This is a genomic window from Pseudomonas sp. RC10-4-2, from assembly GCF_050433085.1.
GTDB lineage: Bacteria > Pseudomonadota > Gammaproteobacteria > Pseudomonadales > Pseudomonadaceae > Pseudomonas > Pseudomonas aeruginosa.
In genome coordinates, this window is record NZ_JBNPXX010000002.1 from 981899 (window position 1) to 996685 (window position 14787).

General features: G+C 66.6%; 13 protein-coding genes. 5 read left to right on the forward strand and 8 right to left on the reverse strand.

What is annotated here, in order from left to right; translation table 11 throughout:
• Positions 1-170 precede the first annotated feature (170 nt).
• The 3 genes from cerN to FHW81_RS12475 form a co-directional block, all read right to left on the reverse strand.
• Complete coding sequence (gene cerN / locus FHW81_RS12465; RefSeq protein ID WP_060774270.1) at positions 171-2183, reverse strand: ceramidase CerN; 2013 nt, start codon at positions 2181-2183, stop codon at positions 171-173.
• Positions 2184-2561: 378 nt separating this feature from the next.
• Entirely contained in the window at positions 2562-3302 is a 741-nt protein-coding gene (gene cysZ / locus FHW81_RS12470; protein ID WP_003085838.1) for a sulfate transporter CysZ, read from the reverse strand.
• Between the two features lie 84 nt (positions 3303-3386).
• Positions 3387-5342: a sensor domain-containing diguanylate cyclase gene (locus tag FHW81_RS12475; RefSeq protein ID WP_023980572.1), complete on the reverse strand. Its 1956-nt coding sequence runs from the start codon at positions 5340-5342 to the stop codon at positions 3387-3389.
• A 184-nt stretch (positions 5343-5526) separates the two neighbouring features.
• Between FHW81_RS12475 and FHW81_RS12480 the strand changes: the two genes are divergently transcribed.
• From FHW81_RS12480 to FHW81_RS12490, 3 genes are all read left to right on the forward strand, one after another.
• A complete protein-coding gene (locus FHW81_RS12480) occupies positions 5527-6126 on the forward strand; it encodes a peroxiredoxin (RefSeq protein ID WP_003085842.1) in 600 nt (199 codons plus the stop codon).
• A 133-nt stretch (positions 6127-6259) separates the two neighbouring features.
• Positions 6260-7210, forward strand: a complete 951-nt coding sequence (gene trxB, locus FHW81_RS12485; RefSeq protein ID WP_023126488.1) for a thioredoxin-disulfide reductase — start codon at positions 6260-6262, stop codon at positions 7208-7210.
• Between the two features lie 253 nt (positions 7211-7463).
• Positions 7464-7883, forward strand: a complete 420-nt coding sequence (locus tag FHW81_RS12490; RefSeq protein WP_003085846.1) for an MAPEG family protein — start codon at positions 7464-7466, stop codon at positions 7881-7883.
• 10 nt (positions 7884-7893) lie between these two features.
• On the opposite strand, the gene FHW81_RS12495 is transcribed toward FHW81_RS12490, so the two are convergent.
• The 5 genes from FHW81_RS12495 to FHW81_RS12515 all read right to left on the reverse strand — a co-directional run bounded on the left by FHW81_RS12495 (position 7894) and on the right by FHW81_RS12515 (position 13640).
• Entirely contained in the window at positions 7894-8856 is a 963-nt protein-coding gene (locus FHW81_RS12495) for a threonine dehydratase (protein WP_033988455.1), read from the reverse strand.
• A gap of 176 nt (positions 8857-9032) precedes the next feature.
• Positions 9033-10202, reverse strand: coding sequence for a chitin-binding protein CbpD (cbpD, locus tag FHW81_RS12500; RefSeq protein WP_003140848.1), 1170 nt, complete (start codon positions 10200-10202; stop codon positions 9033-9035).
• A gap of 279 nt (positions 10203-10481) precedes the next feature.
• Positions 10482-11105 (reverse strand): NAD(P)H-dependent oxidoreductase, encoded by a 624-nt coding sequence (locus FHW81_RS12505; RefSeq protein WP_003085852.1) that lies wholly within the window; start codon positions 11103-11105, stop codon positions 10482-10484.
• Positions 11098-12492 (reverse strand): class II fumarate hydratase, encoded by a 1395-nt coding sequence (locus FHW81_RS12510; RefSeq protein WP_003085854.1) that lies wholly within the window; start codon positions 12490-12492, stop codon positions 11098-11100. Before FHW81_RS12510 ends, FHW81_RS12505 begins: the two co-directional genes overlap by 8 nt.
• Before the next feature lie 128 nt (positions 12493-12620).
• Positions 12621-13640 carry a DUF2804 domain-containing protein gene (locus tag FHW81_RS12515; RefSeq protein ID WP_031756449.1) on the reverse strand — a complete coding sequence of 340 codons (1020 nt, stop codon included), beginning with the start codon at positions 13638-13640 and terminating at the stop codon, positions 12621-12623.
• 167 nt (positions 13641-13807) lie between these two features.
• On the opposite strand from FHW81_RS12515, the gene FHW81_RS12520 reads away from it, so the two are divergent.
• Positions 13808-14356 (forward strand): DUF2059 domain-containing protein, encoded by a 549-nt coding sequence (locus tag FHW81_RS12520; RefSeq protein WP_003120754.1) that lies wholly within the window; start codon positions 13808-13810, stop codon positions 14354-14356.
• Between the two features lie 13 nt (positions 14357-14369).
• Positions 14370-14675, forward strand: coding sequence for a BolA family protein (locus tag FHW81_RS12525; protein ID WP_003114234.1), 306 nt, complete (start codon positions 14370-14372; stop codon positions 14673-14675).
• Positions 14676-14787: the final 112 nt, after the last annotated feature.

The window sequence follows — 14787 nt, forward strand, 5'->3', positions numbered from 1 at the left end:
AACTTGAGAAGTTTTTCGGGATAAAAACAAAGGGCATGGAAATGAAGTTCCATGCCCTTGTCGGCTGAATGAAAGGTCACTTGTTCATGTGTTTTAAATCACATTTTATTTGACGACTTTCATGCGTCATAAAGTTGGCTGGCGAATCTCGCAACCTTGGCTGGAGCCCGCTAGGGAGTGGTGCCGAGCACCTCGAAGGAGCGGGTCGATCCGCCGATTTCGCTGATCTTCTGGGTCCAGAAGTTCTTCGCGTTGCCGTAGTGCCTGATGTAGTAATGGCCGGGCTCGGTCCCTGGTGGAATGGACCAGCTGATAGTCGCTTTCGAGGCAGATATACCCACTCTCTCCCAGCGGTATTGAGTATACCAGTCATTATCGGTGGCAACGGTCACGGGCGTCTGTTTGCCATCCTTGCCGATATTCACCACTTCCAGGAAAGTCTTCTCGGTGCGCAAGTCATTCTTCGGATGTCCGGTCACGAAAGCGACGGTCACCTTGTCGCCGATGCGATAACTTTCCCTGGGTTGTTGCAACACGTCGCCGAAGGACTTGCCGATATAGGGATCGTCGGCCACTACTCCGGTCTGGAAGTTCATCTGGCAGCAGGACAGGTCCGGCGCTATCGCCGAGGTTTCCACCGGCAGGCGTTCGCGCAGCGCCACCGCCATGTCGACGAACAACTGCTGGTAGGCGGCCTGGGTCCAGGGGCCGTAGAGGGTCGAGCCGCCTTCGTATTCCTGGGCGGCGTATTCCTCGCGGGTGGTGACGTAGCTGGCATAGGCATTCGCGTAGCCATTGAAGACCACATGGCGGATACCGGCCGCTTCGCTGGCCGCCTGCACCGCGCGGCGGATCCGCACCCCGGCCATCACGGTGAACTCGGCGGGGGCGCCGAGCAGTTCCAACTGGCCGATGCGGAACATCTGGATCGGCAGCACCGTCGGCGTCCAGGGGTAGGGTTTCTTGTTGCCGGTGTCGGCGAGGATGGTCTTTTCCGCCTGGCATTGCACCAGTTCCTGCGGCGGCACGCCGGTGAGCAACCCGCCCAGGGCCGAGAGGAACGGATTGTTGCCTTCCTCCAGCCCCAGCGGGCCTGGACCGTCTTCGGTGCTACCGGCGGCCAGGCTGGTGCCGATGGCCGCGGTGCACAACTGGCGCGGCTGGCCGTCGGTGAACTCCGGGCGGATCGGCAGGCGGGTGAAGTCGACGAAACGGAAGCGCGAATCCAGTTCGCCGAGCACTTCCTCCTGGGCCTGGCCGGCGATCTCGTAGGCCTTGGCGAATTGGCGCAGACCGATCTCGCGGGTGTTGTCGAACTCGTTGTCGAAGGGACCGGAGCCGGGCTTCAGGTTCAGGTTGGGCGACAGGTTGCCGGCATTGGTCTGGGCGAAGGCGGCGACGAAACCGCTCTTGCGGCTGACGTCGTGCTCCCAGTGATAGGAGGCGTAGCCCTTGTTGTCCGGGGAGATCAGGTGATTGGCGTTGGTCATCGAGGTGCTGTGCACCGGGAACCAACTGATCGCGCCGGCCAGCTCGCCGTTGGCGTCGACGAAGCTGAGCACGCTCATCTGCGGGTCGATGCCATCCTCGTAGCCGGCGATGTCCGGATTCTTCAGGTGCGACAGCAGCGAGCGGTTGCGGCTGGCGTTGCGCAGCTCGCCGCTGCCGTAGAACAGGCGGCCGGGCTGCAACCTGGCCTGGGCCCGCTCGATGGAGCGGACGATGCCGTCGACGATGGCGTTGAAGGTCTTTTCCTGGAAGCCGAGCACCGACAGGTTGTACATCGCGTAGTGGGAGAAGCCGCCCGGACCGGAGTGGGTGTGGGTGGCGGCGAGCATCACGTTGTTCTCGTCGTAGACACCGGGGTACTTCGCCTTGAGCCGGGCCAGGACCTTCAGGTGCACGGCCTGGAAGATCATCCCCAGGTCGGTGTTGACGTAGACCAGGCGACGGCCGCTGGCCGCTTCCTCGATCACGAAGGCACGCGCCCACTGGCGCATGTGGATGCCGGCGGTCTTCTGTTCGAGGGAGGAGTAACCCATCATGCCGACTTCGGCGGCTTCGCCGGTGATGTCCGCCTTGCCCAGGCCGAAGCGGTAGGGCAGGTCGTCGGCCGTGGCAGGCATGGAGAGCGCCAGCAGGACGCAGGACAGCAAGAGCGCGGTGAATGCGGAACGTGACATGGCGACCCTCTTCTTGTTTTCCGCCGCTGGGCGGGCTGGGGACGGTGGTCATCGAAAGCGGGCCGGAGCCTGCCTCGCCTGGTTGCCACTGTAGTGCCAGGGTGGCGGCGTCGAGGGGGGGCGTAGCGGACAGGAAGGGGGTGAGCGCCGGCCATCCTGCATGGACGGCAAGGCAGGGGGGTAAAAAAAGGCCGCCTGCGTGGGGAAGCACCGGCGGCCAGTCGGTTCGGCAGCGTCGAGCCGGTCTGCAAGGGCTGGCGCAGGTCTCGGCTGCGGCCTGCGCCGACGCTCCCGAGGGCATTCGTAGTGTGCCCGACGCCGGCTGTCAGGGCGCTGACGCTCGCCTGACAATGCCGACAGCGGACACCGGGCGCATGCTTATTTCACCAGCGCCTTCTCGCCTTCCTCGCGGACCCAGAACAGGGTGGCGCCGGCGACGGCGGCGGGCATCATGACCAGGTTGACCAGCGGGATCAGCAGCGCCAGGTAGGTCATCCCGCCGAAACCCATGCACGCCCAGCGCTTGCTGCGCAGCCAGGCGAGCATCTCGTTCCAGCCGAGCTTGTGGTTGTCCGCCGGATAGTCGATGTACTGCACCGCCATCATCCAGATGCCGAAGAGGATCCACAGCGGCGTGGCGATCAGGTTGACCCCGGGCACGAAGCTCAGCACCAGCAGCACCAGCGCGCGCGGCAGGAAGTAGGCGAGCTTGCGCATCTCGCGACCCATGGTGCGCGGGATCATCGCCAGCAGTTCGGCCCAGCTGAACGGCGGGAAGTCGTCGCGGCCGCGAACCACCACCTCGACCTTTTCCGAGAGGAAGCCGTTGAACGGCGCGGAGATGATATTGGCGACCATGGTGAAGGTGAAGAACACGATCACCAGCACCAGCAGGACGAACAGCGGCCAGACGATGTACTGCAGGAAGCTCAGCCAGTCGGGCAGGCTGGGCATCAGCAGGTCGACCCAGTGGCTGAACTGCTGCATCGCGAAGCCGATCAGCAGGGCGAACACCAGCAGGTTGAGGGTCAGGGGGATCAGCACGAACAGGCGCAGGCCGGGACGCATGATCAGCTTCAGGCCTTCGCCGAGGTATTGCGGGCCGCTCAGGGCTGGCATAGGGAATGGTTCTCCGATGGGATGCGGGCTGAAACCTTAGCAGACTGGCGAAAGCCCGCGACAGAGCCTGTTTGACCGCGCATTTCAGGCTGGCGCCTGGTACAGGCAATAGTGGTTGCGCTGGCGCTTGGCCTGGTACATGGCGCTGTCGGCGGCACGGACCAGTCCTTCGGCATCGCCGGCATGCCGCGGGTAGAGAGCGATGCCGATGCTCGGGGTGACGAAGTCGATGCGTTCGCCATTCAGCGCGATCGGTTGGACCAGCGCCGCCAGCAGGCGTTCTGCGAGGCGCTGCGGATTGTTTTCCTGGCTGTCCTCGAGGAGCACGGCGAATTCGTCGCCGCCCAGGCGGTAGGCCTTGTCCGGCTGCCGCAGGGTGCTGCGTACCCGTTCGGCGACGGTCCTGAGGAGGGCATCGCCGATGTCGTGGCCGAAGCGGTCGTTGACCTCCTTGAAGCGGTCCAGGTCCAGGTACAGCAGCGCCAGTTCGCTTCCGCCGGAGCCGGCGCGAAGCAACGCCTGGCCGAGCTGTTCGTCGAAGGCCTTGCGGTTGCCCAGGCCGGTCAGCGGGTCGCGGTAGGCCATTTCCAGCAATTGCTGCTGGTAGGCGATCTGGTCGCTGACGTCGCGGACGATGCCGCGGTAGCCCCGTAGTTCGCCCTGCAGGTCGTGGATCAGCGAAACCGTGGCCTCGAAGTAGCCGAGGCTGCCGTCGGCGCGCTGCAGGGGGATGGCGAAGGTCTTGCCTGCGCCGCTCTGCATGGCGCGCTGGAAGGGTTGGCGGGCACGCGCCAGGTCGTCTTCGCCGAGCAGTTCGTAGTAGGGATGGCCGATCAGCGTTTCGCGCGTCTGGCCGAGCAGTTGGCAGAGCGCGGGGTTGACGGTGAGGATCACGCCGTCGACGTCCATTTCGAAGTAGCCGTCGCGCATCGACTGGAGGATCGCCCGGTCGCGCGCCTCGCTGTGTTCCAGGCGCTCGAGCATCTGGTTCATCTCGCCCGCCAGTTGTCCCAGCTCGTCGTTGCCGAAGTCGCTCAGGCGTATCGAGTGGGCGTTGCGTCCGACTTCGGCGACCTCCCGGTTGAGCCGTTGGACCCGGCGCAGGACCCACAGCTCCAGGGCCAGGTAGCCGACCAGGAAAGCGCCCAGCGCGACCAGCAGGGAGGCGCCGAGGAAGAAGTTGATGGCCTTCTCGCCCTGGATGTAGAGCAGGCGTTTCTTGGTGATGTCGAAGCGCAGCTGCGGCTCGCCGCTGGAACTCAGGTACTGCACCGAGACCTGCTGGACATGTTCGCCGATGAACCGCCGTGGGCTGAGCAGGGCCTGGTTGTGGGTACTGCCGCTGCGGCTGCGCAGCGGCTTCCAGGTGGCGTCGGTGGCGATGTTGGGCATCGGTTGCAGGTCGGCCTGCATCTGTTCGCGGAGGTTGGCCAGGCGTTCCCGGTCAAGGAAGTAGCCGGCGAGGATCGCGCCCTTCGCCGGCGCGCTACCCTGGTTGTTGCTGATAGGCACGCTGACCAGCAGGGTCGGCAGGTTGTCGACCAGCAGCAGCTCGCTCAGGCTGTGGTCGGTGCGTCCGCGAAAGTCCAGCGCGCCGAGGCGGATGGCGCGTTGCTGCAGTGCCTCGAGCAGGGCCTGGTCGCTCGCCGAGGGGGCGCCGAAGAGCACGCGCTGGTCGGGCGCGGGCGGGGACCACTGCTTCAGTTGCAGGTGACCCCGGTCGTCGAGGAACAGGACGAAGTCGAATCCCAGGTCGTCGAGCATCTCGTGGTCGAGGTTTTCCTGTTCGAAGGTCTCGTTGGGGCGCTGGATGAAGTCGTAGCTGGCATCCCACCAGGCGTAGGTGCGAACGATGTCCAGGTGGCGCTTCAACTCGAAGTCCAGCCGGTTGTGCAGGACGGTGGCGCCCTCTTGCAGGCGTTGCTGGTCCTCTCGGTCGAAACGGCTCAGCAGGATGCTTTCCGACAAGAGCCAGATACCGCCGAGACTGGCGGCCAGCAACGGCAGGAACAGCCAGAGCAGGCGTGTGCGTAGGGGCATGCGGTGAGGACGGGTAATGGGCGACAGCATGAGTCTAGCCGCAGGTTGAGAGCATAGGCTGACTCTATCGTGCGAATTGAAATTCGACATTTCAATGCATCGTCGTGGCTGGGTAACCTGCGCTGCATATTCTTCCGGGAGCCTGGCGTCGCCGGGCGGAACCCAACCTTCTAGGAGCCTCGCGATGAGCGTACTGGTCAACAAGCAAGCCCCCGATTTCACTGCCGCCGCGGTCCTCGGCGACGGTTCCATCGTCGATGCCTTCCAGCTTTCCAGCCTGCGCGGCAAGTACGTCGTACTGTTCTTCTGGCCGCTCGACTTCACTTTCGTCTGCCCCTCGGAAATCATTGCCCACAATAACCGCATGGATAAGTTCCGCGAGCTGGGCGTCGAGGTGGTCGGTGTCTCCATCGACTCGCAGTTCACCCATCACGCCTGGCGCAGCACGCCGGTGGAGAAGGGCGGCATCGGCGCGGTCGAGTTCACCATGGTCGCCGACGTCAAGCACGAGATCACCCGCGCCTACGGCATCGAGCACGAGGACGGCGTGGCCTTGCGTGCTTCGTTCCTGATCGACCGCGCCGGGGTGGTCCAGCACCAGGTGGTGAACAACCTGCCGCTGGGGCGCGAGGTGGACGAGATGGTGCGCCTGGTCGAGGCCCTGCAGTTCACCGAGGAACACGGCGAGGTCTGCCCGGCCGGTTGGCGCAAGGGCCAGAAAGGCATGAAGGCGAGCGCCGAGGGCGTGGCCTCGTACCTGGCCGAGAACGCCGAGGCACTGTGATCCCGCTGCCGGGCGCGAAGTGTGCCCGACCGACCTTTTTCCGGGGCGACCGCTCCTTCCAAGCCTTCCCCATGTGCTTTGGTGGCCCCGTTTTTATTCGCGCCGACGCTGATGTCGGCAGGAGTCCGACGAGATGCCCGATACCCTCCGCCACGCCCGAGTGATCATTCTCGGTTCCGGTCCCGCCGGTTACAGCGCGGCTGTCTACGCCGCGCGCGCCAACCTCAAGCCGCTGCTGATCACCGGCATGCAGGCCGGCGGCCAGTTGACCACCACCACCGAGGTCGACAACTGGCCGGGCGATCCCCACGGCCTGACCGGCCCGGCACTGATGCAGCGGATGCAGGAGCACGCCGAGCGCTTCGAGACCGAGATCGTCTTCGACCACATCCATGCCGTGGACCTGGCCGGCAAGCCGTTCACCCTGCGCGGCGACAATGGCACCTACACCTGCGACGCACTGATCGTCGCCACCGGTGCCAGCGCGCGCTACCTGGGGTTGCCGTCGGAGCAGGCGTTCATGGGCAAGGGCGTGTCGGCCTGCGCCACCTGCGACGGTTTCTTCTACCGCAACCGCGAAGTGGCGGTGATCGGTGGCGGCAATACCGCTGTCGAAGAGGCCCTGTACCTGGCCAACATCGCCAGCCGGGTGACCCTGGTGCATCGTCGCGAGACCTTCCGCGCCGAGAAGATCCTCCAGGACAAGCTGCAGGCGCGGGTCGCCGAAGGCAAGATAGTGCTCAAGCTCAACGCCGAGGTCGATGAGGTGCTTGGCGACGCGATGGGCGTCACCGGCGTGCGCCTGAAGACCCGCGATGGCGGCAGCGAGGAGATCGCTGTGGATGGCATGTTCGTCGCCATCGGCCATACTCCCAATACCTCGCTGTTCGAAGGGCAACTGGCCCTGAAGGACGGCTACCTGGTGGTCAACGGCGGGCGCGAAGGCAACGCCACCGCGACCAACGTACCGGGTGTGTTCGCCGCCGGCGACGTGGCCGACCACGTCTACCGCCAGGCGATCACCTCGGCCGGCGCCGGCTGCATGGCCGCGCTGGATGTGGAGCGCTATCTCGATTCGCTCTGATGAGAAGACAGCCCTGAGTGCTGCGTGCAAGGAAGGCCCCGCTTCGGCGGGGCTTTTCTTTGTCCGTTCGGAAAGCCGCGGGCAGTGGGTCGTCCGGTTACGCATCCGCCGACGGCGGACATCGGGGCCGAGCGGCGTACCGGCAGAACACGACTTAAGGACGGCGGACTGCGAATAGAGCAATTGCTCTAGCCGGCCTAGAATCCAGACGCTTCATCCTTCCCACGACAAGACAATAGAAGGAGCGTCATCCATGTTTCTCAGCCCTAGCGCGATCTGCCTGCTCGGCCTGATCGCCTGGACCCTGTTGCTGGTCTTCCTGCTGGTCAGCCAGCGCGGCCTGCTGGTACTCGGCGGGCGGATGGCGGTGAACGCCTTCGCCGCCGATGGCAGCAACACGCCTGGCGGTTTCGGCCAGCGGCTGGTGCGAGTCCATGCCAACTGCGTGGAGAACCTGCCGCTGCTGGCCGGCGCGCTGCTCTACGCGATCGCCAGCGGGCAGAGCAGCCTGACCGACCCGTTGGCGCCACTGGTGCTCGGCGCCCGGCTGTTCCAGTCGCTGATGCACCTGGTCAGCACCTCCGCGCTGTTCGTCTGGCTGCGTTTCGCCGGCTTCTTCGTGCAGTTGCTGGTGCTCGCCTGGTGGCTGCTGCTCCTCGCGGGGCTGGCCTAGCGGCGCCGGCTCAGTCGCCGGCGGCCAGTTGCTCGGCGAATACCTCGCGGTCGACGTTCGCTCCGCTGAGGATCAGGCCTACCTTCAGCCCCTTCAGGCGCTCGCGCTCCTGCCAGGCGGCGGCCAGCGCCGCCACCCCGGCGCCCTCGGCGACGTTGTGGGTGCTGGTGAAGCACAGGCGCATGGCCGCGCCGATCTCCCTGTCGCTGACCCGCACCAGGCGATCGGCGCCGGCCAGGATCATTTCCAGCGCGCTCGGGTCCGGCGTACTGCACGCCATGCCGTCGGCCAGGCGGGTGTCGACCGGGTGGCTGATCGCCGTGCCGGCCTCGAACGACAGGGCGTAGGCCGGCGCATGGGCGGACACCACGCCGACGATGCGGGTCTTCAGGCCCAGCGCGTCGCGCGCGGCGATCAGGCCGCAGATGCCCGAACCCATACCGATCGGCACGTAGACTTCGTCAAGGTCGGCCAGCGCGGCGAACAACTCCAGGCTGTAGCTGGCGACCCCGGCCACCAGCCAGGGATGGAACGCCGGAATCAGGTGCAGGCCTTCGCGCCGGGCGCGCTCGGCGGCGTATTCGCGGGAGGCCTGGAAGTCCTCGCCATGCTCGATCAGCTCCGCGCCGAGGCTGCGCATCGCCGCGTTCTTCTCGCGGCTGTTGCCGTGCGGCACGACGATGATCGGCTGGATGCCGTAGCGGCTCGCCGAGAAGGCCACCGACTGGCCGTGGTTGCCGCGGGTGGCGCTGATCACGGCGGCCGGCCGCTCACCCTGGTGCGCCAGGTGGTGGAAATACACCAGGCCGCCGCGCAGCTTGAAGGCCCCCACCGGCAGGTGGTTCTCGTGCTTCATCCACACTTCGCAACCCAGTGCCTCGCATAGCAGTGGCCAGCGTATCTGCGGCGTCGGCGGCAGGCTCTGGTGGACGATGGCGGCGGCTTGTTGGAGGGAGGCGAGAGAAAAAGGCATGCGTGGTTTCCCCGTGCTGGTGGTCGGACCAGCCTAGGGAGCGCACGGCAGATTGAACAGGCACACGTAGCCAGGGTTTCGCCGGGGGACTGTACCGTTGCGCGGATTCGCCGTCTCGCGGCGGGTGCCTGGCGGCGAAAACGACTGCCGCCCGGAGCGGGCGGCAGTCGAGGGCGTTACAGCAGGGTCCAGGCGTCCTGCCAGGCCATGCCCTTGCCCGGGGCGTAGTAGAGGTCCCAGCCCTTGCACCAGCCGGAGTTCGGGTAGGGCTTGCACTGGTAGCGCTTGCCATCGGCACCGCGCACTACGGTCCCGGCGTCGTATTGCTGCAGGCCTTGCGGATAGTCGAAGTCGACCTTGCCGTCGCCGCCCGGCTGCTCGCCGCCGCCCTCGACCGGCAGTTCGATGTCGACCTGGAAGCGGTAGCCGGCCTGGCGCACGTAGACCTGGTTGTCCTGCGAGCTGGCCACCGGGCTGACCGCCCCGTAGGCATCCAGCACGCCGATGTTGACCAGGGTGGAGTCCTGGTTGACCTTCTGCGCCAGCGCCAGCGGCCATTGCTTGGCACCGTTGTTGCCCTGGGCCAGGGTCAGGCTGTGACGCTGGGCGTCGCGGCCCTGGGCATCGAACAGGCGCAGGGTGACGGTGGCACCGGCCGGCAGGTCCTGCTGCGCGCGCAGGTTGCCCAGCGCTTGCCAGGGGTTGGCGACGGCGCCGCTGAAGCTCACGTCGATGCAGGCGTAGAAGGCTTCCGGGCTGTCCGAGCGCTGCCAGACGTTGTAGATCACATGCTTGCCGGTCTTGCCCTGGGGCAGCGGGCAGTTCATCCGGTAGGTGCCGTTCTCCAGCTTGACGCTGGTGATCGAGCAGAACGGCGCGGGTTCCAGGTCGCTCCAGGCCAGCGGCTTCTCGGGGTTGTAGCCGTCCTTGGTGATGTAGAAGTCGAAGTAGCGGGTCGCGTGCGGCGCGCTGGCCTTGTAGACGAACTGGAAGTTGCCGCTGGCGTCCGGGGCGATGGCGGTGCTCGGCCAGTCGCTGCGAGCCAGGTTCAGGCCCTTGAACAGTGCCTTGCCGGCGCCGCAGAGCTGGCCGTCGGGGACCACCGCCTGGTGGTTGCCGTTGGCGTTGCCCTGGTTGACGCCATTCCAGTCGTACAGCGCCTGGGTGCCGCCGGCGGCGACGGCGGCCTTGCAGGCGGCCGACTTGGGATTCTCCGGACCTTCGAGGAAGCAGCCGTAGACGCGGCTGGGCGGCGTTTCCATCGAGCCGTGGGCATGGGCTGCCTGGGGCAGGAACAGGGCGAGGGTGAGTGGCAGGAGTGCCAGGGTGGCTGAGTAGTGTTTCATGACAAGTCCTTTTTTCCAGAACCGGATTCATTTCGAAGCGGGCTGATCCTAGCCCTCGGTGCCGGTTTGAGGTCCCTACCAAATGTGACGGGCCGGTCAGATTCGCTACCCATTCCTGATGGATGTCGCGGAATGCAAAGCGGTCGGCACCCGCACTGTGAGCCGGTAGAGGCAGGCAAAGGGCCGCCATGGGGGCGGGGAAGGGAAGCCGGCGGGAAGGTGGCGGACCTGTCAGAACGATCAGTGTCCGCGCCCGGCCGCAGCCGGGCGGGAAGGGAACTAGACCTGGCTGCCGAGCTGTTCGGCGCGACGCAGCCAGCCCTGGCGCTGTTCCTCGCTGGAACTGCGCATCGGCGCGAACTCTTCCAGGCGGCGGGTGGCGATGCCACAGGCGCCGAGCACGCTGCGCACCATCTGCCGGTGCGCCGGCGGGCCCTTGAGGAAGCGCAGCCGCGACAGCGGCTGGTCGTGGCAGACCAGCAGGTCGGCGCTGCGCCCGCCCAGCAGTTGCTCCCAGTCCTTGTCCTGGGTGCCGCGGTAGCGGAAGGCGAAGCCCGGCTGCAGGGCGCGGTCGAAGAAGCCCTGCAGCAGCGCCGGCAGGCCGCCCCACCAGACCGGGTAGACGAACACCAGGTGCTCGGCCCAGTGGATCTGCCGCTGCGCTTCCAGCAGGTCGGGTTCGAGCACCTGGCTCTGTTCGTAGCCTTCGTGGAGGATCGGGTCGAAGGCCAGCTCGCCCAGCTTCAGTTCGCGCACCACGTGATCCTTGCTGCGCGCGCCCTGGGCGTAGCATTCGGCGAGCAGGTGGCAGAAGCTCTTGCGCTTGGGCGAGCCGACGATCAGCAGGATGCGCTTGCCGTCGCCTTCCAGCGGGGTGGCGCCGGTCTTGGCGGTTTCAACCATGGTGGCCGGCCTCCAGCATCTGCTCCGGCCGTACCCATTCGTCGAACTGCGCTTCGTCCAGGTAGCCCAGCTGCAGCGCCGCGGCGCGCAGGGTGGTGCCTTCGGCGTAGGCCTTCTTGGCGATTTCGGCGGCCTTGTCGTAGCCGATGTGCGGGTTCAGTGCGGTGACCAGCATCAGGCCGCGCTCCAGCAGGTCGGCCATGCGCTGGGCGTCCGGCTCCAGGCCGGCGACGCAATGCTTGTTGAAGTTGCGGCAGCCGTCGGCGAGCAGGCGGATGGACTCCAGCAGGTTGTAGACGATCACCGGCTTGAACACGTTGAGTTGCAGATGGCCCTGGCTGGCGGCGAAGGAAATCGTGCTGTCGTTGCCCATGACCTGGCAGGCCAGCATCGACAGCGCCTCGCACTGGGTCGGGTTGACCTTGCCGGGCATGATCGAGCTGCCCGGCTCGTTGGCCGGCAGCTTCACCTCGGCGAAGCCGGCGCGTGGGCCGGAACCGAGCAGGCGCAGGTCGTTGGCGATCTTCATCAGGGCCACCGCCAGGCTCTTCAGGGCGCCGGAGAGGATGACCAGCGGCTCGTGGCCGGCCAGGGCGGCGAACTTGTTCGGCGCGGCGACGAAGGGCAGGCCCGATTCGGCGGCGATTTCCGCGGCGATGGCGTCGGCGAAGCCCTTCGGCGCGTTGAGCCCGGTGCCCACCGCGGTGCCGCCCTGGGCCAACTGGTAGACCGCCGGCAGCGCCGCGCGGATGGCGCGCTCGGCGTAGTCGAGCTGGGCGACGAAGGCCGAGAGTTCCTGGCCGAAGGTGATCGGCGTGGCGTCCATCAGGTGGGTGCGCCCGGTCTTGACCAGGCTGGCGTGCCGCGCCGACTGTTCGGCGAGACCGCCGGAAAGCTCGGCGATGGCCGGCAGCAATTGTTCGTGCACGGCCTTGGCGGCGGCGATGTGCATGGCGGTGGGGAAGCTGTCGTTGGAACTCTGCGCGCGGTTGACGTGGTCGTTGGGATGCACCGGCGACTTGCCGCCACGCGGATTGCCGGCCAGTTCGTTGGCGCGGCCAGCGATCACCTCGTTGACGTTCATGTTGGTCTGGGTGCCGCTGCCGGTCTGCCAGACCACCAGCGGGAAGTGTTCGTCGTGGCGGCCTGCGAGGACTTCGTCGGCGGCCTGTTCGATCAGCCGGGCGACTTCCGGCGGCAGTTCGCCGAGGTGGTCGTTGACCCGCGCGGCGGCTTTCTTGATCAGCGCCAGGGCGTGGATCACGGCGAGCGGCATGCGCTGGCCGCCGATGGCGAAGTTCTCCAGCGAACGCTGGGTCTGGGCGCCCCAGTAGGCGTCGTCGGGCACCTCGATGGTGCCCAGGCTATCGGTTTCGGTCCGGCTCATGAGTGTTCTCCAGGGTGCGTATCCGGCAGTTTAGGCCTTCGCTCCCGCCTTGGGTTCCGCTGCCGTCGCTTCCTCGTGGGCATTTTTCGCCGCGCTGCGGGTCGGAAATAGATTGCCCGCCGCCGGCCTCACCAGCGCGCGCGGGTCGAACCGATCCAGCCGAGGGCGCCGTCCACCGGCACGCAGTCGCCGTCGTCGTGGCGCAGGGTGCCGTTGAAACGGCCGAACCACTGGCGGGTATTGGCATAGAACAGGCCGACGCTGGGCCGCGCCTGGTGCAGCTGTTCGGGACGGAAGAGCAGCTCGACGCGACCGCAGGCGCTGTCCAGGCGCCATTCGGCCAGCGGGTCGCGAGGCTCGCGGATGTGCACGTCGTCGAGCACGCGGCTGAGCTTGCCGCCGAACCACAGGGCGTTCTCGCGCAGGTCGCTGGCTTCGGTCCAGCCGGTGCCGAAGTTGCCGGCGATGCCGCCGGGGGCGGCGAAGGCGGCGCGGGTCCAGTAGGTATGCAGCGGCCAGACGCCGCGGCCGAAGTCCAGCGCGGCGAAGCTCTGGCCCGCCTGGCAGTCGTAGCGTCGGCGGCCGAGCTGCAGGCAGCCGCTGATCGGCAGGCCGAGCTGGCGGCTGCAGGCATGGAAGGTGTGTTTGCCCATCGGCACCACCAGGTTCACCGACTCCAGGTGCGACGGTCGTCGCACTTCCAGCGCCAGCTCCAGCGGCAGGCCGCCGAGGTCCGGGGCCTGGCCGGTGACGCGCAGGCGCCCGGGCTGTTCGTCGAAGCGCAATTGCAGGCGGGGATGCTCGAAGGCATGGCTGGCCTGCGGCTCGTCGGGCAACTGGCAGCCGAGGCCGAAGAAGCGGATCTGCGTGTGCGCTACCGCCTGGCCGCTGTCCAGGTCGAGGAAATAGGCGGCGCCGTAGGTCAGGTAGTCGAGGTCGGCGATGGTCAGCGAGAGCATCCAGCCGGGGCTGACGATGCACCAGTGGTTCCAGCGCTTGCGCCGGCCGAAGTGGCCGGGGATGTGGCAGAGCACCCGCGGCCGGGCGGACCAGCCGACCGCCCGGGGATCGAGCCGGCCGTGGCCGTCGCAGAGGTTGCGCAGGGGCGGGGGCGATACGGCGAGGGTATCGGCGGCGGTTCCGTTCATCTAACACATCCATGTGACAGGCTGACGCAAGCATGCCGGCTGCGGAAGGAAGGCGGCAAGTACCCACTACAGAACTGATAGTAGACGGCATGGAGCGGGCGGGCGCCGGATAGGATTCTCCCGATATTCGGCGCCGCGCTTGAGCGGATTTCGAACTTAGGCGCAGAATGTCGGGTCCCACGGACACATCTACCCAACCTCAAGGATTTTCCATGACCCGTCTTCGCCTCATCGGCAGCGCCGTGCTGCTCAGCCTCAGCTCCATGGCCATGGCCGATTCCGCCAGCCAGGCCGAGCAATTCCTCAAGCTGGTCCATGCCGACAAGCTGACGGTCCCGGTCTATGCCCAGGTGCAGCAGATGCTGGCCCAGCGCTTCGCCCAGGCCAAGGCGCCGGAGAGCAAGAAGGCGGTTCTCGAGCGTTACCAGGCCAAGGCCAATGCCGAACTGGACCGCGCCATCGGCTGGGACAAGATCAAGCCCGAGCTGATCAAGCTTTACACCACCAACTTCACCGAGTCCGAGCTGAAGGACCTGAATGCCTTCTACCAGTCGCCGCTGGGCAAGAAGGTGCTGGAGAAGATGCCGCGCCTGACTGCCGAATCCGCCCAACTGACCCAGGCCAAGCTGCAAGGCGCCGTCGAGCCGGTGAACAAGCTGATGGCCGACATGGACAAGGAACTCGGCGTCGCCGCGCCGGCCCAGAAGAAAAAGTGAGTCGTGATTCGCGATGAGCATGCGTGACCGTATCCAGACCGCCCTGCAGCCCCTCGATCCGCAACACGTCGAGGTGCTCGACGAGAGCCACATGCACAGCCGCGGGCTGGAGACCCACTTCAAGGTGGTGCTGGTCAGCCCGCAGTTCGCCGGGTTGAACGCGGTGAAGCGGCACCAGAAGGTATATGCCACCCTCGGTGGGTTGATGGGCGAGTTCCACGCCCTGGCGCTGCATACCTTCACCCCTGAGGAGTGGAGCCAGGCTGCGGTGCCGGCCTCGCCGACCTGCCGCGGCGGGAGCAAGCACGACATACCCTGAGACGGCGTCCGTCGCGGCGGGGTGCAGAGCCTGCCCCTGCTGCGCTAGACTACGCACCCAGCGCCGGCCTTCCGCCGGCGTTGTCGTTTCCATGGCGCCAGCGGCTGGCGCT